Annotated in this window: 13 protein-coding genes; 8 read left to right on the top strand and 5 right to left on the bottom strand. The window is 72.8% G+C overall.

Annotation, left to right across the window (positions count from 1 at the left end; translation table 11 throughout):
• Nucleotides 1-66: 66 nt before the first annotated feature.
• The 4 genes from ndk to dapE are packed head-to-tail and all read left to right on the top strand — an operon-like array spanning nt 67 to nt 3,396.
• Entirely contained in the window at nt 67-501 is a 435-nt protein-coding gene (ndk, locus tag WMF17_RS15185; protein WP_437580377.1) for a nucleoside-diphosphate kinase, read from the top strand.
• Nucleotides 501-1,379 (top strand): hypothetical protein, encoded by an 879-nt coding sequence (locus WMF17_RS15190; RefSeq protein ID WP_437650131.1) that lies wholly within the window; start codon nt 501-503, stop codon nt 1,377-1,379. Before ndk ends, WMF17_RS15190 begins: the two co-directional genes overlap by 1 nt.
• A gap of 41 nt (nt 1,380-1,420) precedes the next feature.
• Nucleotides 1,421-2,296: a 2,3,4,5-tetrahydropyridine-2,6-dicarboxylate N-succinyltransferase gene (locus WMF17_RS15195; protein WP_437602788.1), complete on the top strand. Its 876-nt coding sequence runs from the start codon at nt 1,421-1,423 to the stop codon at nt 2,294-2,296.
• On the top strand, nt 2,293-3,396 hold the full coding sequence (dapE, locus tag WMF17_RS15200) for a succinyl-diaminopimelate desuccinylase (protein WP_437650133.1): 1,104 nt from the start codon (nt 2,293-2,295) through the stop codon (nt 3,394-3,396). Before WMF17_RS15195 ends, dapE begins: the two co-directional genes overlap by 4 nt.
• Nucleotides 3,397-3,464: 68 nt before the next feature.
• Here the strand turns inward: dapE and WMF17_RS15205 are convergent, their stop codons facing one another.
• The 3 genes from WMF17_RS15205 to WMF17_RS15215 form a co-directional block, all read right to left on the bottom strand.
• Complete coding sequence (locus tag WMF17_RS15205; RefSeq protein ID WP_437580382.1) at nt 3,465-4,154, bottom strand: sensor histidine kinase; 690 nt, start codon at nt 4,152-4,154, stop codon at nt 3,465-3,467.
• A gap of 512 nt (nt 4,155-4,666) precedes the next feature.
• The gene (locus tag WMF17_RS15210) at nt 4,667-5,110 is read right to left on the bottom strand and encodes a response regulator (RefSeq protein WP_437602791.1); all 444 of its coding nucleotides are present in this window, start codon (nt 5,108-5,110) and stop codon (nt 4,667-4,669) included.
• A gap of 220 nt (nt 5,111-5,330) precedes the next feature.
• The gene (locus tag WMF17_RS15215) at nt 5,331-5,795 is read right to left on the bottom strand and encodes a response regulator (protein ID WP_437602792.1); all 465 of its coding nucleotides are present in this window, start codon (nt 5,793-5,795) and stop codon (nt 5,331-5,333) included.
• A gap of 319 nt (nt 5,796-6,114) precedes the next feature.
• On the opposite strand from WMF17_RS15215, the gene WMF17_RS15220 reads away from it, so the two are divergent.
• Both WMF17_RS15220 and WMF17_RS15225 read left to right on the top strand, forming a co-directional pair.
• Nucleotides 6,115-6,882: a sensor histidine kinase gene (locus WMF17_RS15220; RefSeq protein ID WP_437650135.1), complete on the top strand. Its 768-nt coding sequence runs from the start codon at nt 6,115-6,117 to the stop codon at nt 6,880-6,882.
• Nucleotides 6,883-7,045: 163 nt separating this feature from the next.
• Entirely contained in the window at nt 7,046-11,041 is a 3,996-nt protein-coding gene (locus tag WMF17_RS15225; protein ID WP_437650137.1) for a HEAT repeat domain-containing protein, read from the top strand.
• 266 nt (nt 11,042-11,307) lie between these two features.
• Here WMF17_RS15225 and WMF17_RS15230 read toward each other — a convergent pair whose 3' ends face one another.
• Together WMF17_RS15230 and WMF17_RS15235 are read right to left on the bottom strand one after the other, a co-directional pair.
• Complete coding sequence (locus WMF17_RS15230) at nt 11,308-13,341, bottom strand: DsbA family protein (protein WP_437602795.1); 2,034 nt, start codon at nt 13,339-13,341, stop codon at nt 11,308-11,310.
• Between the two features lie 414 nt (nt 13,342-13,755).
• Complete coding sequence (locus tag WMF17_RS15235; RefSeq protein ID WP_437602796.1) at nt 13,756-14,250, bottom strand: hypothetical protein; 495 nt, start codon at nt 14,248-14,250, stop codon at nt 13,756-13,758.
• A gap of 288 nt (nt 14,251-14,538) precedes the next feature.
• Between WMF17_RS15235 and WMF17_RS15240 the strand changes: the two genes are divergently transcribed.
• Together WMF17_RS15240 and WMF17_RS15245 are read left to right on the top strand one after the other, a co-directional pair.
• A complete protein-coding gene (locus tag WMF17_RS15240) occupies nt 14,539-17,382 on the top strand; it encodes a serine/threonine-protein kinase (RefSeq protein WP_437650139.1) in 2,844 nt (947 codons plus the stop codon).
• A gap of 66 nt (nt 17,383-17,448) precedes the next feature.
• Nucleotides 17,449-18,963, top strand: coding sequence for an MATE family efflux transporter (locus WMF17_RS15245; RefSeq protein WP_437602798.1), 1,515 nt, complete (start codon nt 17,449-17,451; stop codon nt 18,961-18,963).
• Nucleotides 18,964-18,967: the final 4 nt, after the last annotated feature.

Genomic DNA, 18,967 nt, shown 5'->3' on the forward strand with positions numbered 1-18,967 from the left:
GCGGACCTTGAGGACGGAATGCGTGGCGCTTGCAACGCTGGGCGTTTTCGCCTAACTGGGCCGCCCATGGCCCTCGAGCGAACCCTCTCAATCATCAAGCCTGATGCGGTAGAAAAGAACACGGCCGGCGCGATCATCGCCCGCCTGGAGCAGGAGGGCTTCACGATCAAAGCGATGAAGCGCATCCACCTCACCCGCGCGGAGGCGGAAGGCTTCTACGCCGAGCACCGTGGACGCGGCTTCTTCGACGAGCTCGTGACGTTCATGTCGCGCAGCCCCATCCTGGTGATGGCGCTCGAGCGCGAGGACGCGGTCGCGAAGTACCGCGAGGTCATCGGCGCGACCGACCCGGCGAAGGCGGCGGAGGGGACGATCCGCAAGCTGTACGGGGCGAACGTGGGCGAGAACGCGGTCCACGGGTCCGACAAGACGGCGACCGCCGCGCGCGAGATCGGCTACTTCTTCGCGGGTTACGAGGTCGCTCCGAGCGCGACGAACTGATGCTCGGCGAGCGGCTCGCCGCTGCGCTCGGCGCGGCGCGGGACGGCGCTGCAGGCATCGAGAGCTTCGCGCACCTGCTCGGCTCGCGCCGCGTCGGGCCGCGCGGGGTCGCCCTCGCGCTGCCGGAGGTGTGTGAGGGGTGCGCGGCGCTCGTCTCCGCCCTCGACAGCCTCTCCGCGGCGGTCCGCGACGGCTTCGTCGAGACCGACGACGCCGCGGCGGCCGACGCCGCGTGCGCGCTGCTCGAGCACGCGGGCGTCGAGGCCGCGCGCCTCACGGAAGAGCTGTCGCGCGCCGCGGCGAGCGCCCCGCCGGGGCGCGGCCCCGGGCGCGGCCGCGGGGAGCGCGCCGGCTCCGAGCGCGGCATCGACGCGCGGCAGCGCCTCGCGCTCGAGGCGTCGGTGCGCAGGACGGCCCGGGAGCTGAGCGGCGCGCTGCGCCTGTCCGAGCTCGTGATCGCGACCCTCGAGCTGCGCCCGACGCCGCTCGATCTCATCGACGTGCTCCGCAACTGGAGCGCCTCCGCGGTCGAGGGGCGGCCGGTCGTCGGCATCTCGGTCGCCTCCGCGGACAGCCGCGCCAACGAGGTGGAGGGCGACGTGCGCGCCGTGAGCGGGCTCATGGAGCTCGCGGTCGGCATGGTCAGCGCCGCGGGCATCGCGAGCCCTCACCTCACCGTCTCCCGCCTGCCGGACGGGCGCTCGACCGTGCGCATCGCGGAGCGCGGCCCGCGCGAGGGGGCGCCGGTGGTCTCCCTCGACGTGGTGCTGCGCGACGGCGGCGAGCGGGCCGCCGCCGTCGCCCGCGTCGTCGCGCGCCGCGCGCGCGTCGATCTCGTCGAGGGGGCAGGCGGGCGCGTCGTCACCATGACGTTCTGACGCCGGTGCCGGTGCTAGCGCGGCCGTGCTAAGGCGGCGCCATGGCCACCGAAGAATCCATGAAGTCCCTTGTCGAGGCGGCGTTCCGCGACCGCGAGCTCCTGCGCTCGCCCGCGCACGAGGCCGCGGTCCTCCGCACGATCGAGTGCCTCGATCAAGGCCTGCTCCGCGTCGCGGAGCCCGACAAGACCCCGCAGGCGGACGGCGAGGTCGCGGCGCCAGGCGGCGACGGCGCGGCGCACCGGTGGGTGACGCACGCGTGGATCAAGGAGGCGATCCTTCTCTACTTCGCGCTCCGCAGCATGAGCGTGATGGAGGTCGGCCCCTTCGAGTTCCACGACAAGATCCCGCTCAAGCGAGGGCTCGACAAGGCGGGCGTCCGCGTCGTCCCGCCGGGGACGGTGCGCTACGGCGCGTTCCTCGAGCAGGGCGCGATCGTCATGCCCGGCTACGTGAACATCGGCGCGTGGGTCGGCTCGGGATCGATGGTCGACACGTGGGCGACGGTCGGGAGCTGCGCGCAGATCGGTCGCGGGGTGCACCTCGCCGGGGGCGTCGGCATCGGCGGGGTGCTCGAGCCGCCGGGGGCGCGGCCGGTGATCATCGAGGACGGCGTCTTCGTCGGCTCGCGCGTGATCGTGGTGGAGGGCGTCGTCGTCGAGGAGGAGGCGGTGCTCGGCGCCGGCGTGGTGCTCACCGCGTCGACGGCGATCCTCGACGTCACGGGGGCCGAGGTCGTCGAGCACCGCGGCCGGGTGCCGGCGCGCAGCGTGGTCATCCCGGGCACGCGGCCGAAGCGCTTCCCCGCGGGGGAGTTCGCGATCCCCTGCGCGCTCATCATCGGCAAGCGGAGCGAGGCGACCGACCGCAAGGTGTCGCTCAACGCGGCGCTGCGCGACTTCGCGGTGCCGGTGTGAGCACGCGGCCCGACCAGGACGCGGCGGCCGGGGCCGCGCTCGTGGACACGCTGCTCTGGCTGTGCTCCGTCCCGTCGCCCACGGGCGAAGAGCAGGAGCTGTGCTGCGCGGTGGCGGAGCGGCTCGGGCGAGCGCAGCTCGCCGCGCCGGTGCGCCGTCACGGCGATTCGCTCGTCGTGCAGGTGACGCAGGGCACGGGCGGCCCGAAGATCGCGCTGGCCGGGCACCTCGACGTGGTGCGCACCTCGCACGACGGGCCGCCGCGGATCGAGGGGGATCGCCTCTACGGTCCCGGCGCGAGCGACATGAAGTCGGGCCTCGCGCTGATGCTCGATCTCGCCGAGGGCGAGCGGAGGGACGTCGCGGGGGTCGATCTGACGCTCGTGTTCTACGCCCGGGAGGAAGGCCCGTACCTCGAGAACGAGCTCGCGCTGGTCATCGAGCGCGAGCCGGGCCTCCGCGCGCTCGATCTCGCGGTGTGCCTCGAGCCGAGCGACAACAAGCTGAGCCTCGGCGCGAGCGGCTCGCTCCACGCGGGGCTGACGTTCCGCGGGCGGACGGCGCACAGCGCGCGACCGTGGCAGGGCGAGAACGCCATCTACAAGGCGGGCCCGCTCCTGGTCGAGCTCGCCGCCCTCGCGCCGCGCGAGGTCGAGATCGACGGGTTCGTCTACCGGGCCGTGACGACGGCGACGATGGCGCAGGGCGGGCGTGGGCGGAACGTCGTGCCCGACGAGTTCACGATCAACCTGAACCACCGCTTCCCGCCCGGGACCTCGATCCAGGAGGCGCAGCGGACCATCGAGGCGCTCGTGGGCGGCCGCGCCGAGATCGACTGGCGCGACCTCAGCCCCTCGGCGCCGCCGCACGCGTCGCACCCGCTCGTCGTGGCGCTGCGCGAGGCCGGCGTCGCCGCGGTCGAGCCGAAGCAGGCGTGGACCGACGTGGCCCGCTTCGCAGAGCTCGGCGTGCCCGCGGTGAACTTCGGCCCCGGCGAGAACGCCCAGGCGCACCAGCGCAACGAGTGGGCGTCGCTGCAGAAGCTGTCGGAAGGTCGCGCGATCCTCCGCCGCTGGCTCTCGGCGCTCGGACCGGCCTGACCGCACGCGCGCCCCGCTCCAGCGGCGCGCGGCGGTGCGCACCCCTTCCGCGGCGCACGGGCTGTCCGTCAGGACGTTGCGCGCACCGAGAGCCCGACGGCGGGGATGGTGAAGAAGAACGTGCTGCCCTGGCCGGGCGAGCTCTCGACCCAGATCGTGCCGCCGTGGGCCTCCACGATGCCCTTGGTGACGAAGGCCGCGAGCCCCATCCCCTGTCCCAGCGGCCGGCGAGGGGGCGCGTGGCGGGCGAACAGCAGCGGCTGTTGATCCGGCGAGATGCCGGGGCCGGTGTCGGAGATCGAGAATCGCGCGTCGGTGCCCGCGGGCTCCGCGCGCACGGTGATGCGTCCGCCCTTGGGTGTGAAGCGCATCGCGTTGCCGAGCAGGGTGGCGATGACCTGAACGATGCGCTCCCGGTCGCACGCGATGGGCGGCACGTCGTGCGGCAGCTCCTTCGCGATCTCGAGCGGCTTCAGCGCGACGGTCGGCGCGACGAGCTCGATCGCCCTGTCGAGGATCGGCTCGACCTCGTGCGCGCCCTTGCCGACCTTCAGCGAGCCGCTCTCGATGCTCATGGCGTCGATCAGGTCCTGCGCGAGCTGGTTGATCTCGTCCGTCGCGCGGGTGATCGCCTCGAGCTGCCTCCGCCCCGGGCCGTCCTGGGGGATCGAGCGCATCAGCATGCGGGCGCTGACCACGATCACGCTCAGCGAGTTCCTGAGGTCGTGGGAGATGGTGGACACGGTCTCGCGGAGCATGCGCTCGGCCGCCTCCGCGCGACCCTCCAGAAGCTGGCATTGCTCCTCGAGCCGCTCACGCTCAGCCGCATCGCCCCGTGGGGCATGCCGGTCCGCGTCCGCCTTCGATCGCCTGGGCACCCTGGCGCGCAGGGTAGCCGGTCCCGCGGAGCGGGGCCCGCTCGCCGCAGTGGACGTCGAGCCCCTCTTCGGCGAGCGCAGGGGCACCGTGCTGGCGCGCCCGCGGAGCGTGCGGCCGTGCGCTGCATCCGCGCTGTCCGTCGCGTCTTTACCGGCTTTTTTTCTCGTCACCCCCGCCATCCTGGTTCCCTCTTGTCTCTCAGGCGATCAGTTAGCCAGAAAGACTGTACTTGGGATAGTCAGGTGGTGCCTCAGTCAAGTCCTGCCAACGCGGGAGCGCACGTGCGCTGTTTCTCTCGTCGGTATCGCGTCTCGCGCGTCTCGAGGATCTCGCGAGCTCGTGTGCGCGGGACAGGTTTCGCAGGCTGGCCGGGGAGGGGATTGGCGACGCGTCAGGTCGTTCTTTCCGGCTGCGACGACGCGCCCCGCGCGTCGCCGTCGCCGCGCGACAGGAGGCGGCGAATCTCGAGCACGAGCGTGTCCGGCAGACACGGCTTCGTGAGGAAGGCGTCGCACCCCGCGTCCTTCGCCTCGCGCGAGTGCCCCGCGAGCGTGTGACCGGTGAGCGCGACGATGGGGATCCGCTTCGTGCGAGGGTCGCTCTTGAGGTGGCGCGTCGCCTCCCAGCCGTCGATCTCCGGGAGCGACAGATCCATCAGGATGAGGTCCGGGAGCAGCTCGAAGGCGCGATCGAGCGCCTCCCGCCCCGTCGCGGCCTCGGCCACGCGGAACCCGGAGAAGGACAGGTATTCCGCGAACATCTCCCGGTTGTCCTGGAAGTCGTCCACGACCAGGACGAGCGGCGAGAACGCGTTGTCGTCACACTTCACTTCCATCCCAGTGAACCTTTCCATTCCTCGGCGCGCCGCCCGATCGGCGTGAACGACTCCGGCACCGTGCGGTCGGCCTGTCACGCAGGTCATGTAGGGGGCGATCCGCTCGGGTCACGCGATGTTTGTATACCTGATTGCCGGCCCGACGCCGGGCATTTCCCCTCCCCCGCAGGGGTTGCCCTGCACTTGCCCTGAAGGGATCTAAGGTTGTCCCTTACATGCCCTAGGTAGGCCCGTAGGGCCGGCGGACGCCGACGATGTCGTGGAGCAAACGAGCGGCGCTGTCCCAGTCGACCGGCTTCACGAGCACGCCGTCGAAGGCCGAGGCGTTGAGGGCGGCGCGGGCCTCCAGATCGCGCCGGCCGGTGCACGCGAAGATGGCGACGTGCTGGGTCGCCGGGTCGGCGCGCAACGCTTCGGCGACGACGAAGCCGTCGATGCCGGGCATCCTCAGGTCGCACAGGATCACATCCGGCACGTCCTGCGTGGCGAGGAACACGCCGCGCAGCCCCCCCGCCGCCCGCTCTACCAGGAAGCCGTGCGCGGCGAGCGCCGCCTCCGCCATGACGAGGAAATCGGGATCATCGTCCACGATGAGGACCCGGCGACGTCGTTCGACCACCAGGGTGTCCTCGTCGACCTCCTCGTCGTGCTGCTCGGCGAACTCTCGGCGCTCTGCCTCGGACATGCTCCCCCGCTCGCGGCTCGGCTGACAGCGGCTCCCCAGGTGCTCGGCTTCGATGCGTGGCAGCAGGGCAACGACCCCCCGCCGGCGTTCCTGGAAAGGCCCCCCTGCGTTGGTGGAGGCGAAACCTGAACCCCGGGTACACCTTGTGCCCAGGTCGCTTATCCGCAACCATCAACTGTCCAGCGTAGATGAGGTCTCGGCGCGGTTCGACCTCAGCGTCTGGCGACGGCTGTTTCGGGGCGGTCCCGACGACAGTTGGCTTGCTCGTCCGATGCTCGAGGTCCGCGTTGCTGCATATTCGGAGCAGGCGTCTATGTGGATGGATGACGAGTTCTTCGCGCGGGTGGGCCACGATCTCCGGGGCGAGCTGGCGACCATGCTGGCGGGGGTCCACTATCTTCTGCGTTACCAGAAGGACCTCGGGCCAGCGCCGCGCGACATGCTGGAGCGCGTGCGCGGTGCTGGCGAGCGGCTGAAGCGGCTGCTCGACGAGTTCGACAACTCCATCTGGCTCCGCGCGGACGCGAGCCGTCCGATGACGATCGCCCGCTGCGATGCGGGCGAGCTCGTCCGCCGGGCGGCCGTGCAGCTCGAGGGGACGGCCGCTGCTCGCGGTGTGCAGATCTCCTTCGAGGCCGAGCCCGATGGGGTCCCCACCGTGGAGGGCGATCCGGAGCTCCTCCGGGTGGCGCTCGAGTACGTGCTCGGCTTCGCCATCCTGCGATCGCGCGATCGGCCGGTGCAGGTCCGCGTCTCGAGCGCCGATGGCATGCCGGTGGTGACCTTCATCGACGAGGCGGGCGCTGTCCCGCCGGAGCCGCTCGCCCGGCTGCTCGATCCGTTCGGCGAGCGGGCGGCGATCCCCGCCGACCCGGTCGCGCCGCGCCGTCGAGAGCGGCTCGGCCTCGGGCTCGCGATCGCGCGCGGCATCCTCGACGCGCATGGGGGCGGGCTGACCGTGGAGCCCTCGTCCGGGCGCACGGACGGCGGCGCGCCGGCGCCGGTCGCGGACCTCTCCGCGACCGGGCTGCGCTTCACATGCTTCCTCGGCGGCGTTGGGCGGGATTCTCCCACCCAGCTTGCCTGAGACGGAAGATCGCTGCTACGCGGCGAGCGGCGGCGACCAATGAGGCCCCTCCGAGGCCTCCCAACGCGTGGATCGTGTCCGATGAAGACTTCGTCTAGGATGGACCGGGCCGCACGTCGCGAGCGTGCTCCAACCTCCACCGCACACCGATGAATGCGCCTCGATGCCGACGCTGAGCTCTCTCCTCGTGCAGCATGGGGTTACCTCGATGCGGGTGGTCGAGGAGGCCATCGCCCGCCAAGTGCTCCATGGCGGCGACCTCGCCACGAACGTGCTGGAGCTGGGCGCGGTGCGCGAGCGCGAGCTCACGGCGTTGCTCGCGGAGAGCCTCGGGCTCCCGCCCGCCGTGGGTCGGCTGCAGCCTGCGTCGCCCGACGTGCTCCGGACCATCCCGGTCGATCTCGCGGTCCAGCACCGCGTGTTCCCGCTCGACGTGCGCACGGGCCTCGACAGCGCGGCGACGGGAGCCGCGCAGCCGGAGCCGACGCTGGTCATCGCCACGGCCGAGCCCCTCGCGCCGGCCGTGGCGGAGCAGCTGAGCTTCGCGCTGGGGGTCAGCCTGCGGCAGCTCGCTGCGCCGCTGGTGCGCATCCGCCAGGCGCTCGCGGAGCACTACGGGATCGCCCTCGAGCGGCGCCTGTCGCGGCTCGTGAAGCAGCTCGACGCGCGCGCCGAGCCGAGCCCGGCGGAGCGGGTCGAGCCCGCCCCGGCGGCCGCCGCCGCGCTCCCGCCGGAAGCGCCTCCGCCGACGGCCTCGCCCGCCGGTGCGGATGCGGCGCCGCCCGCGCGAGTCGACGCGTCCTCGTCCGCGCAGGTCGACGCGGCGTCCTCTGAGGACGCCGACGCGACGTTCCCCGACGGCGTCGGTGCTCGTGAGCAGGCGGCTGAAGCGGAGCAGCACAAGCGATCGATCATCGACGATGCTCCGACGGTCGAGGCGCTGACCTCGATCCATGACGAGGAGACCGTCGTCGCGGAGGTCTCGCTCAACGAGGCCGTGCCCACGCCGAGGAAGCCGCCGCTCCACGAGCTGGATGACGAGCCGACCGTCGTCGCTGAGTACCCGATCGATCTGCCGTCGTTCCGCTATCTCGAGGCGAACACGCCTGGGGCAGAGGCGCTCGCTTCACGCCTCGCCGAGCTCGCGCCGCGGCGCGGCCGAGCGGCTGCGGCGCCGGCCACGCGCGATCTCGCCACGGCAGATCCGGGCGAGGAGAGCGCGCCACCGGGCCACCTGGCCGCGCCGCAGGAGGAGCCCGCGATCGAGCCGGCGGAGCCGACGCCCCGCCCCGAGGAGCTCGCGCCGCGCCTCTCGGCGTTCGCGGCGGGTGTGCACGCGGCTGCTCCCGTGGAAGCGGCGGCGCCGGTGCCGGCTCCGTCCGGCGCGCGTCCTTCAGCGCCGGGCACTCACCTGCTGACCGGCTGGTTGAAGCGGGCGTCGGCCGCGCCCCGCGCTCGGCAAGATGCGCTGCCGCAAGCCACCGCGTCACACCAGCGCCGGCCCGGCGACTCCGCGCCTGCGACGCAGGCGCCTGTGGCATCTGCACCCGCGGCGCCCGCGCCTGCGGCGCCTGCTCCTGCGGCATCCGCGCCCGTGGTTCCCGCAGCAGCGGCGCTCGCACCTGCGGCATCCGCGCCCGCGACGCCCGCGACGCCCGCGCCCGTGGCGCGCGCGGTCTCGGCGAGCGCGCCGCCGGCGAAGGGCTCGATGCGCGAAGCGGGCCGGTCTGCGCCGACTGCGCAGCGGCGCAAGGGCCCGTTCACGCTGGCCATGGCCGAGCAGGAGCTCGCCGCGGTCGACTCGAGCGAGGCGGTGCTCGCGATCCTCTTCGACTTCGCGCAGCAGTACTTCGAATACACGGTCCTGTTCACCGTCCACGGCGAGCGCGCTGAAGGCCGCAACGCCGCAGGCCCCGGCGCCGAGCGCGAGCGCGTCACGAAGATCACCGTGCCGTTCGAGCGTCCGACCGCCCTCGCCAGGGCGCGCGCGCTCCGTGCGCCGCTCATCAGCGCCCTCGCCGGCAGCGCCCCTGACGCGGAGCTCCAGCGCGAGCTCGGCAGGAAGGTTCACGCGGCCGCAGTGGCGGTCGTCCCGATCGTCGTGCGCGGCCGCGTCGTCGCGCTCGTCCACGGTGACGATGGCGCCGCGTCGGTCGAGCTCTCCAGCATCGGCGACCTCATCGCGCTCGCCGGGCTCGCGGCAGCGGTGCTGGAGCGGCTCATCCTGCGAAAAAAGCTGAACCGGAGCGGCGGAGCCCAGGAGCCCGCCGCGCCGCAGAGGGCGTCCGCGCCGCCGGCCGAGGCCGCCGCGCCTGCGCAGAGGGCGTCCGCGCCGCCGGCCGAGGCCGCCGCGCCGCAGAGGGCGTCCGCGCCGCCGGCCGAGGCCGCCGCGCCGCTGGACGAGCACGGCGACGAGCTCGCCAAGGATGGCCCGCTCTCCCTGCGCACCCGCGCCGCGCTGCTGGAGCTGAGCAGCAGGGTCCGCGCGGCGTCGCACGGGTCGCCCGCGCCCGACGCTGGATCCCCGCCGCCCGCGGCGCATGCAGACCTCGGCGTGGGAGAGGCAGCGCATGCCGACCGCGAGGAGGTCGAGCCGCAAGGCCCGCGGCACCAGAGCGGCTGGTCCACGGAGGACGGCGGATCCGGGATCGATGCCGTCGCGCGGGCATTCGGGCTCCGCGGCACCGGCGTGGAGGCCGAGCCCGTGCCGCCGGACGAAGGCGTCGCGCACACGATGGCGTTCAGCTCGACCATCCCGTCGGCCCCGGCGCTGCACACGCCGATCCCCGGCGCGGAGCCGCAGTCCCGGCTCGGCCGCGAGGCGAGCGTGGACGTCGTATCGGGTACGGCCGTCACGGCGCCGATGATGCCAGCGGTCACCGAGCCGCTCCTGCAGGCGGTCAAGGCGCCGTCTTCGCCGGTCATCACGGCGTCGTCGGCGCCGCCCGCCATCGACGAGATCCCCGACCTGGAGATCCCCGCGGCGCCGGCGCTCTCGCGGTCCGAGGACTTCGATCTCGGCGAGCCTGAGGAGGCGCGGACGAAGCGGTACTCACGTCCGCCGTGGATGCTCGACAGCTCGATCACGCCCGGCGAAGAGCACCGGGACGCCGGGCCGGCGCCGTCGTCGGACGCGGCGCGCCCTCACTGGCGCCGCCGCACGCCCGTCGCCCTCGAGGCCGCCGCAGCGTATCCGAGGCCCCCGTCCGAGCGGCGCGCCGCGGCCTCGCCCTCTCCGGCCGGCGAGCTGCGCGCGGAGTACAGCTCGCTCGTGCAGCACGTCCTCGCGGGCGGCGAGGCGGGCTCGAGGGCTTTTGCTGAGCTCGTGCGCAACGGCGAGACGGCGATCTCGATCGTCGCCGCGCGTTTTCCCGGTCCGCTCCGGGTCGATCGCCAGCGCTTCCGTGAGCAGATCGCCGGCCCGGATGGCGTCGCGAGCGTCGCCGCGGCGCCCCCCGCCTCCCAGTGCGGGACGCTGCTCGAGCTCATCGTCGCGATCCGGCGCCCGGCGCTTCCCTTCATGACCGTGCGGAGCTCCTCGCCCGACCCCGAGGTGCGCTTCTGGGCCACGCACGTGCTCGGCGAGCTGCCGTATCCGGAGGCTGCCAACGCGCTGCTCCCGCGGCTCTTCGACGACAGCATCGCCGTCCGGCGGATCGCCGTCCGGTCGGCCGCCTTGTTGATCGCGGCGCCGCCCGCGGGCGGCCCGATCCTGCAAGGGCTCGATCACATCGCGCGCGACCGCGAGGAGTCGCCGGTGCGGCGGCTGACCGCCATCGAGACCATGGCCGAGATCCGCTCCGGCTCCAGCGTGCCGGCGCTCGTCAGCGCGCTCTCCGATCCGCACGAGGTGATCGTCGAGGCGTCGGCCCGGGCGCTGCTCGTCATCGCGCGAGAAGATCACGGCCGCGACGCGCGCAAGTGGATGTCGTGGTGGTCGAGGAACGGCGAGCGCCATCGCATCGAGTGGATCATCGACGCGCTCACGCACGAGAAGCCCGCCATCCGCCGCGCGGCCATCGACGAGCTGAAGGGCATCACCCGGGAGTACTTCGGCTACTACGAGGACCTGCCGCGACAGGAGCGGGAGGCCGCCCAAGAGCGCTATCGCGCGTGGTGGACCTCGGAGGGGCGCTCGCGGTTCCGCACCACGGGCTGACGTAGCCGCGCCGAGCGCAACCTGCGGCCGCAGCGGCGAGCGACCTGCTGCCCGTCGCGGCGCGCGACCTGCTGTTCGCAGCGGCGCGCGACGCCGTTGCGCGTGGGACGTGGGGGGGCGGGCCCGCCCTCACAGGAGGCGGGAGCGACGAGAATGCCCACCGAGCCCGCGCAGGGCAGGGGGTGGGCGGCTCATCCGGTCACCGGGAGCCGCCCCTCGGGTGGATTGGCTGTGGCAGGCGGGAGATCAGACCGCGCAGCGGCGGTTCACTTGGGGGCGGCGGGAGCGGCGGCAGGCTGCGCGGCGGGCGCCGGCCTCCTGGGGGCCGCGGGAGCGGCGGCAGGCACGGTCTCGCCGGCCTCCTTCATGGCCTTGTCGATGAGCTTCTTGAACTTCGAGAACGGCTGCGCGCCGCTGAGGAAGTAGCCGTTCACGACGAAGGCCGGCGTCCCGCTGATGCCCGACTTGTCCGCCACGGAGTTCTCGGCGTCCACGAACGCCTTGTGGGTGTTCGTGTCGAGCGCCTTCTTGAACTTCGTCATGTCGAGGCCCAGCTCCTCGGCGTACTTCTCGAGCGAGGCGCGCGAGAAGGCGTCCGGCTGCCCCTGGTTCTTGAAGAGCACCTCGTGGTACGCCCAGAACCCGGCGTTGCCCTTCTGCGCGAAGGCCTCCTGCGAGGCCTCGGACGCGAGCGGCGCGTTCTTGTGCATCGGCAGCGGCCGGTGGCGCCACACGATCTTCAGCTTGTCGCCGTAGGTCTTCGAGACCTGCGAGACCGTATCCTCGACGCGCTTGCAGAACGGGCACTCGAAGTCCGAGAAGACCTGCATGACGACCTTGGCCCGCTCGCCGCCCTTCCACGGGCTGTTCGGGGCCGGCGCGGCGACTTCCTTGCGCTCGGGCGGCGGCGGCTCCTTGCCGTCCTTGATGATCGCGGCGTAGAGGTCCTTGGCGGCGACGCCCTTGGCGAGCATCCCCTCGGCCTTCTTGATCTCCTCGTCGATGATCGTCTTGAACTTGTCGATCGGCTGCGCGCCGACGAGCCGGCGGCCGTTGATGAAGAAGTGCGGGGTCCCGGACGCCTGCAGGTCGTCCGCGAGCTCCTGATCGGCGGCGATCGACGCGCCGTGCTTCTTTGTGGCGATCGCGACCTTCACCTTCTCGGCGTCGAGCCCGAGCTCCTTGGCGTAGCCGAGCAGGTCGTCGTCGCTGAGCTTCTGCTGGTTCTTCCAGAGCAGGTCGTACGTGTCCCAGAAGCCCTTCTCGCCCTTCTGAGCGCGGGCCTCCATGGCGAGCTCGGCCGCGGGCTCGGCGCGCTGGTGGAACGGGAGCGGGTTGTTCTTCCAGACGAACCGGACCTTGTCCCCGTAGGTCTTGAGGAGCTCCTCCATGGTCGGGACGACCTTGGTGCAGAAGGGGCACTGGAAGTCGGACCACTCGACGATGGTGACGAGCGCGGTGGCCGGCCCCTTCGCGGGCGAGTCGCCGACGGGCACCTTCCAGACCGTCGTGTCGTCCTCCTGCGGGCGCTCGCGGTCCTTCTGGGGGGGCGCCTTCGCCTTGTTCTCCCCGGCGAGCTTGGCGTACACCTTGTCGGGCTTCGTCCCCGCGGCGACCGCCGCCTGCGCGGCCTTGAGCTGCTCCTCGATGACGGCGGTGAACTTGTCGATCGGCTGAGCGCCGCTCAGGAACACGCCGTTGATGATCGAGGCGGGCGTGCCGGTGACGCCGGAGGACTTGCCGACCGCCATGTCGGCGTCGATCTTGGCCATGTACTCCTGCCGATCGAACGCCGCCTTGAACTTCGCCTTGTCGACGCCGGACTCGACCGCCCACTTCTCGAAGTTGTCGGGCGTGAGGCTCTTCTGGTTCTGGAAGGCGAGCTCGTGGAACTTCCAGAAGGCCTTCGAGCCGCCGAGGCGGAACACGGTCTCGGCCGCGAGCGCCGCCGGGCGCGCGTTCTTGTGGAAGGGCAGCGGGTTGTTCTTCCAGATGACGCGCAGCTTCTCGGGACCGTACTTGTCCTTGAGCTGGTTGATCGTGGTCTCGACCCGGGTGCAGAACGGACACTCGAAGTCGCTGAAGACGACCATCGTCACCGGCGCCGTCCGCGCGCCCCACATCGGGTCCTTCGACGACACCGGCACCGCCGCGTCCTCGTCGGTCCACGGCTGACCGTCATCGACGGCCGCCGAGATCTCATGCCCGCGCGAGCCGGCGCTCCGATCGATACTCCACATCAGCCCCATCCCTGCGATGAAGCAGAGAAGAAAGCCGACGATGGCTGTTCCCTTGTTCATGATATTTCCTCTCTCAACGGTGGTGGGGCTCCGCCAGGCGGGCCCCTCCTTCAACGCGGGCGCGACACCAGGTGGCGTGCCCGCGACAAGATCGCCAATCGTGCGCTCCCAGGGCGGCGAGCCACCCTGGGCCGAAGGAGCCGCCACCGCGCAGTGCGGCCGCAGCCCCCCGGCGGAGCGCCGGGACCGCTCTGGACCCGCCACGCCGGCGTCTGCGCCCGGCCTCCGTCGCGAGGGCGCGTCGCCCCGGAGAGGGCGAGCCTGCGCGACGCGGAGCCGGACGAGCCGCCTAGCGGGCTCGGGTCAGAACGGCGAACGCTCCGGATCTCGCGGCAGGGCCGGCCACGAACCGCCAGCAGCGGGCTCCGAGAGACCACGCGGCGCGATCGAGCACGGCCTGCCGGCGAGCTCGCCTCATCGAGGCGGGTGGTAGACGCCCTGCTCCACGCCGGAGCGCGGCCCCCCGGGGACCGCGAGGAACGAGAAGAGCCCCACGGGCGTGCCCACGGCAGGGAGGACGAGCTCCGGAACGAGCAGCGCCTGCTGCGGCGGGCTGGAGAGCTCGCTCACAGGGCCGGGATGGCGCGAGCTCGGTCCGACCCTCGGCCAGAGATCGCCCCCCTCGCATCCAGGGACCGCGTCGATCCGCGCATCGGTGATCGGGAGGGTGCGGGGCGGGGCGACCGACGATGCGCCGCGGGGATCGCAGATGGGCGCAGCCCTCGTCGCGCCCGTCGCGTCGTCGACGCTCGTCAGGACGGTGCACGATGGCTCGTCCGGGGGAGCGACGATCGTCATCCGGTCCTCCTCGCAGACCGGAACGATCGCAGCGCCCGCGCGCAGCGGGAGGACCAGCGCCAACGCGAACGTCAGCAAGGTCATCAGGCGCTGGACGGCGTGTCGCGACATCCCTGCCAAGGAGTAGCCGAGGCCAGCGGGGAGAGCAATGGCCGGGGCCTCGGGGGATTGCGGCGTTTTCTGGACTCCCTGGACGGATTCCGGCGCCGCTCAGGGCGGCCGCCCGGAGCGCGCGACTTGTCGACAGGGTGGGGATAACCCTGTGGATAATCTGGAGAGCCCCTGTGTCGAAACGGCGCGGCACGGCGGGAGCACCGCGAAAGCGCGGCCCGTTTCGGCGCGGCAGAGCGAACCTCCCGAAGTTGGCCCACCTTGTCCTACATCCGGTAGGTTCGGTTCATGGCGAACTCCTCCGCGACCGTGCCTCGCCCGGTTCTTCCGCCCTCGCATGAGCCCAACAAGAGCGGCTTCGCTGCGGACGATGTTCCCCGACCGCTCGGACGCTACGTGCTCCTGCGGCGCATCGCTCGGGGGGGCATGGGCGAGGTGTTCCTCGCCTCCACGACCGGCCTCGAGGGGGCCGAGCGCGCCGTCGTCGTGAAGATCATCCGCCGCGAGCACGCGTCCGACCCGAGCTACATCGCCCGCTTCCTGGACGAGGCGCGGGTGCAGGCGCAGCTCCAGCATTCCGGCGTCGCGCAGGTCATCGAGGCGGACGTCGACCCGGCGACGGGGGAGCCGTACGCGGTGGTCGAGCACGTCGAGGGCCGGAGCCTCGGCGAGGTCCGGGCGCGCGCGGTGCAGCTCGGGCACCGCTTCGACTGGGCGGAGGCGGTCGCGATCGCGACCATGATCGCCGAGGCGCTCGCCCACGTGCACGAGCGCAGGGACCCGTCGGGCGCCGCGCTCGGCATCGTGCACCGCGATCTGTCGCCCCAGAACGTGATGCTCGGCTTCTCCGGCGACGTGAAGATCATCGACTTCGGCACCGCGCGCGGGCAGAACCGGCGCTGCCACACGGTCGCGGGCGTCGTCTTCGCGAAGCCGGGCTACGTCGCGCCGGAGGTCGCCAACGGCGACCCGGGCGACGCGCGGGTCGACCTCTACGCGCTCGGGATCATGCTCTGGGAGCTGTGCGCGGGGCGCCGCTTCCTCCAGGGCGACGCGCAGACGCACATGGCCGCGGTCGCGCGCAACCAGAACGACCCGCCGCCGATCGCTCTCTCGCTCGGGGCGACGCCGGCGCTCGACGCCGCGATCGCGCGGCTCACGGCCTTCGACAGGGAGGCCCGGTACCTGTCGAGCCGCGCCGCCGCGCGCGACCTCGCCGCGCTCCTCGGCGCGGCGGTCGCGCTGCCGGGCGGCGAGCGCGGCGTGCGCGCGCGGGCCGCGCACCTGATGCAGCGGCTCTTCCCGGGCGAGCCGGGGCGCTCGCGCGGAGAGTTCGCGACCCTCGCCGCCGCCGCCAAGGCGCACCGCGCCACGGCCGTGACGCCGGTGAGCCCTCGCGCCGAGGCGATGGCCTCGGCCGAGCGCGGCGACGAGGGCATGCTGCCGGGCACGCGCTACCGGCTGCTGCGCGAGATCGGCGCCGGCGCGAGCAGCACGGTCTACGAGGCGGAGCACGTCGACCTCGGGCGCCGCGTGGCGCTCAAGGTCGTCTCCGCCGAGCACTCCGCGACGGACGTGGTCGCGAACCGCTTCCGCCGCGAGGCGCGCGTCCTCTCGCGCCTGTCCCACGAGCACCTCGTGAAGGTGCACGACTTCGGCATGGCCGCGGATGGCCGCCTGTTCTGCGGCATGGACCTGCTCGAGGGCGCGACGCTCGACGCCGTGCTTGCCCGCGGGGCCGCGATCGACTGGAGGGACGCGCTCGCGATGGCGGTCAAGGTGCTGAGCGCGCTCGAGCTCACGCACGCCGAGGGCCTCGTGCACCGGGACATCAAGCCCGAGAACCTGTTCCTGACGCGCCCGAGCGGCGCCGAGGGGGCGCCCTCCATCGCGGAGGCCGGCCTGAAGCTGCTCGATTTCGGGCTCGCGAAGTGCCTCTCGGAGGACCGCGGCGAGGTCGACGGCGTCGCGGACGCGACGGGCGCGGGCGAGGGGCCGGCGCGGGCCGCGGTCGCGATCGTGGGGACGCCCGAGTACATGGCCCCCGAGCAGGCCGCGTCGGGGCGCATCGACGGGCGCGCGGATCTCTACGCGCTCGGGTGCGTCCTCTACGAGATGCTCACGGGGCGCCTGCCGTTCGTCGAGCCGAGCCTCGTCGCGCTGCTCGACGCGAAGGTCAAGGGCAGCCCCGAGCGCCTCCGCGAGCGCGCGCCGGCCCGACAGATCCCTCCCTTCGTCGACGAGCTGGTGATGCGCGCGCTGGCGCGCCATCCGAGCGTCCGCTTCCAGAGCGCCACCGAGATGCGTCAGGCCATCCTGACGGCGCTGGGCACGCCCGGGCGTGCGCGCGCCCGCCGCCGCGCGCTCGGTTTCGCGGCGGTGGCCGCCATGATGGCGCTCGCGGGCGTGGTCGTCGTGGGCAAGGGGCGCGAGATCGCGGCGCGCGTTCCAGCGGCCGCTGCGCTGCTCGGCGTCGCGGGCGAGGCGGCCCCTCCGTCGGGCGAGGCGGCTCAGCCTGCTGCGCCCGGCGACGCGCCGGCGGTCGTCTCGGAGGCGCTAGCGGCCGGCGCGGCGCTGCAGGCCCTCGCGGCCGCCGCACCGGCGCAGGCGGCCGGTGCGCCGGCTGCCGCGGTCACCCCGGATGCGGCGGCGCCCGGCGCAGCCGGCGCGCTCGTGCCCAGCGAGGCGGGGCAGGGGAGCGGCGCCCCTTCGGCCCTCGTGGCCTCGCCCGCCGCCGGACCCGATGCGGCCGCGCCCCGAGCAGGGGCCGTGCAGCCCGCCGCCGTCGCGCCGCCTGCGCAGCCCGCCGTCGCGAAGGCCGACGCGGCGAAGCCGCCCGCCAGGAACCAGACCGTCCCGCGCAGGCCGGCGGTCGCGACGCGCGGATCGGCGCTGAAGGCGGACAAGCCTGCGGCGCGCGGCGCGGCGGATCGCGCCTCCCGTGAGGTCGCGAAGCGCGAGTCGAAGGCGCGCGAGCGATCGTCCTCGTCCTCAGCGCGCGAGCCGTCGACGCCGACGCCTGCCCGCGGCGACGCTGACGCGGCAGAGAAAGACGGCAACGAGCACGAGGAACCCACCGAGGCGAAGCGGCGCCGTCACAAGCGGCGGTCCCGGGTCGCCAAGGCCGAGTAAGCTGCGCCCCACGGGGAGCATTTCTCTCGCGCGCACGCTGCGGCGTTGTATACCGCGCAGCCTGCGATGGCTCAGATAGCTCTGTCCGCCCCGGGATCGAACGCCGTTACCTCGGGCCCACCCCATCGCGCCATCCTGCGGCTCGCGCTGCCGACCGTGGCGGCGATGCTCACCCAGAGCATCGTCAACGAGGTCGACATCGTCTTCTTCGCGCACCTGCCGTGCCCCGAGTCGTCGAACGCGCACGCGGCGCTCCTGCCGTCGCTGATCGTCCTCTGGCTGTTCGGCGGCTCGCTCAGCGCGATCTCGGTCGGCACGCAGGCGTTCACCGCGCGCCGATTCGCCGAGAAGCGGTCCGAGGACGCGGGTGCGGTCCTCGCGAACGCCCTCTTCTTCGCGATCGTCGCCGGCGTCGCGTTCTCCGTGATCGGGTACCTGACGATGCCGTACATCCTGTCGGTCATCATCAAGGTGCCCGACGCGCGGCAGGCGGCGCTCGACTACCTCGGCTGGCGCCTGCTCGGGGTGACGTCGATGGCGGCGACGTTCGCCCTGAAGGCGTTCTTCGACGGCATCGGCAAGACGCACATCCACCTCGTCTCGGCGCTCGCGATGAACGCGCTGAACATCGTGCTCTGCATCGTGCTCATCTTCGGCAACGCCTCGCTCGGCATCCCGAAGTACGGCATCGCCGGGGCGGGCATCGCGGGCTTCATCTCGACCTACGTCGGCCTCGCGATCATGGTCGTGTACGCGCTCCTGCCGCAGTACCGGCGCCTCTACCGCCCGTTCGCCACGAGCAAGCTCTCGGCCCCGCTCACCTGGTCGATCCTCAAGCTGTCGATCCCGAGCGCCGTCGCCACCGTCGCCATCATGACGGGCTTCGCCCTGTTCTACGCGATCGCCAGCAAGCTCGACCAGGTCGCGCCGGCGGGCGTGATCTCGCCGCTCTGCCCGGGCGGCCGCGCCGAGCCGGTCTACGGCGCGGCGACCACGGTGATCGTCGGGATCTTGAAGCTCACGTTCACCGCCTGCCTGGCCTTCGGCACGTCGACCGCGACCCTTGTCGCGCAGTCGCTCGGCGAGAAGGACGGCGACAAGGCCGCGCGCTTCGGCTGGGTGAGCGTCCGGCTGGGGCTCGCGATCTTCGGGGTCGTCGGCCTGCTCGAGGCGATCTTCGCCCCGCAGATCCTCGCGTTCGCCAGCAGCAGCGAGCTCGTCCAGGCCGCGGCGCTCCGGCCGCTCCAGGTGATGGGCATCTGCACGCCGATCGTCGCGGTCGGCATGATCCTGACGCAGGCGCTCTTCGGCGCGGGCAACACCGTGTTCGTGATGGTGGTGGAGCTCATCCTGCACTTCACCTGCCTCGTCCCGCTCGCGTGGCTGCTCGGCATCACGCTCGGCTTCGGCCTGATGGGCATCTGGGGGGCCGGCGTCATCTACGTGGTCCTCCTCGCGGCGACCATGGTGTGGAAGTTCCGCTCGGGGGACTGGAAGAAGATCCGGCTCGACGCCCAGCATCCACCTGACAAGGCCGTGCTCGGCGGGGGCGGCGGCGGTCCGGGCGTGGAGGGGCTCTGACCCG

Source organism: Sorangium sp. So ce362 (assembly GCF_051519845.1).
Classification (GTDB): domain Bacteria; phylum Myxococcota_A; class Polyangia; order Polyangiales; family Polyangiaceae; genus Sorangium.

What these genes read in the sequence shown, in the direction of transcription:
- WMF17_RS15190 (WP_437650131.1), top strand. Translation starts at nt 501, where the DNA reads ATGCTCGGCGAGCGGCTCGCCGCTGCGCTCGGCGCGGCGCGGGACGGC.
- ndk (WP_437580377.1), top strand. Translation starts at nt 67, where the DNA reads ATGGCCCTCGAGCGAACCCTCTCAATCATCAAGCCTGATGCGGTAGAA.
- WMF17_RS15205 (WP_437580382.1), bottom strand. Translation starts at nt 4,154, where the DNA reads ATGCTCCGCGAGACCGTGTCCACCATCTCCCACGACCTCAGGAACTCG.
- WMF17_RS15235 (WP_437602796.1), bottom strand. Translation starts at nt 14,250, where the DNA reads ATGTCGCGACACGCCGTCCAGCGCCTGATGACCTTGCTGACGTTCGCG.
- WMF17_RS15245 (WP_437602798.1), top strand. Translation starts at nt 17,449, where the DNA reads ATGGCTCAGATAGCTCTGTCCGCCCCGGGATCGAACGCCGTTACCTCG.
- WMF17_RS15215 (WP_437602792.1), bottom strand. Translation starts at nt 5,795, where the DNA reads ATGTCCGAGGCAGAGCGCCGAGAGTTCGCCGAGCAGCACGACGAGGAG.
- WMF17_RS15240 (WP_437650139.1), top strand. Translation starts at nt 14,539, where the DNA reads ATGGCGAACTCCTCCGCGACCGTGCCTCGCCCGGTTCTTCCGCCCTCG.
- WMF17_RS15230 (WP_437602795.1), bottom strand. Translation starts at nt 13,341, where the DNA reads ATGAACAAGGGAACAGCCATCGTCGGCTTTCTTCTCTGCTTCATCGCA.
- WMF17_RS15195 (WP_437602788.1), top strand. Translation starts at nt 1,421, where the DNA reads ATGGCCACCGAAGAATCCATGAAGTCCCTTGTCGAGGCGGCGTTCCGC.
- WMF17_RS15210 (WP_437602791.1), bottom strand. Translation starts at nt 5,110, where the DNA reads ATGGAAGTGAAGTGTGACGACAACGCGTTCTCGCCGCTCGTCCTGGTC.
- WMF17_RS15220 (WP_437650135.1), top strand. Translation starts at nt 6,115, where the DNA reads ATGGATGACGAGTTCTTCGCGCGGGTGGGCCACGATCTCCGGGGCGAG.
- WMF17_RS15225 (WP_437650137.1), top strand. Translation starts at nt 7,046, where the DNA reads ATGCCGACGCTGAGCTCTCTCCTCGTGCAGCATGGGGTTACCTCGATG.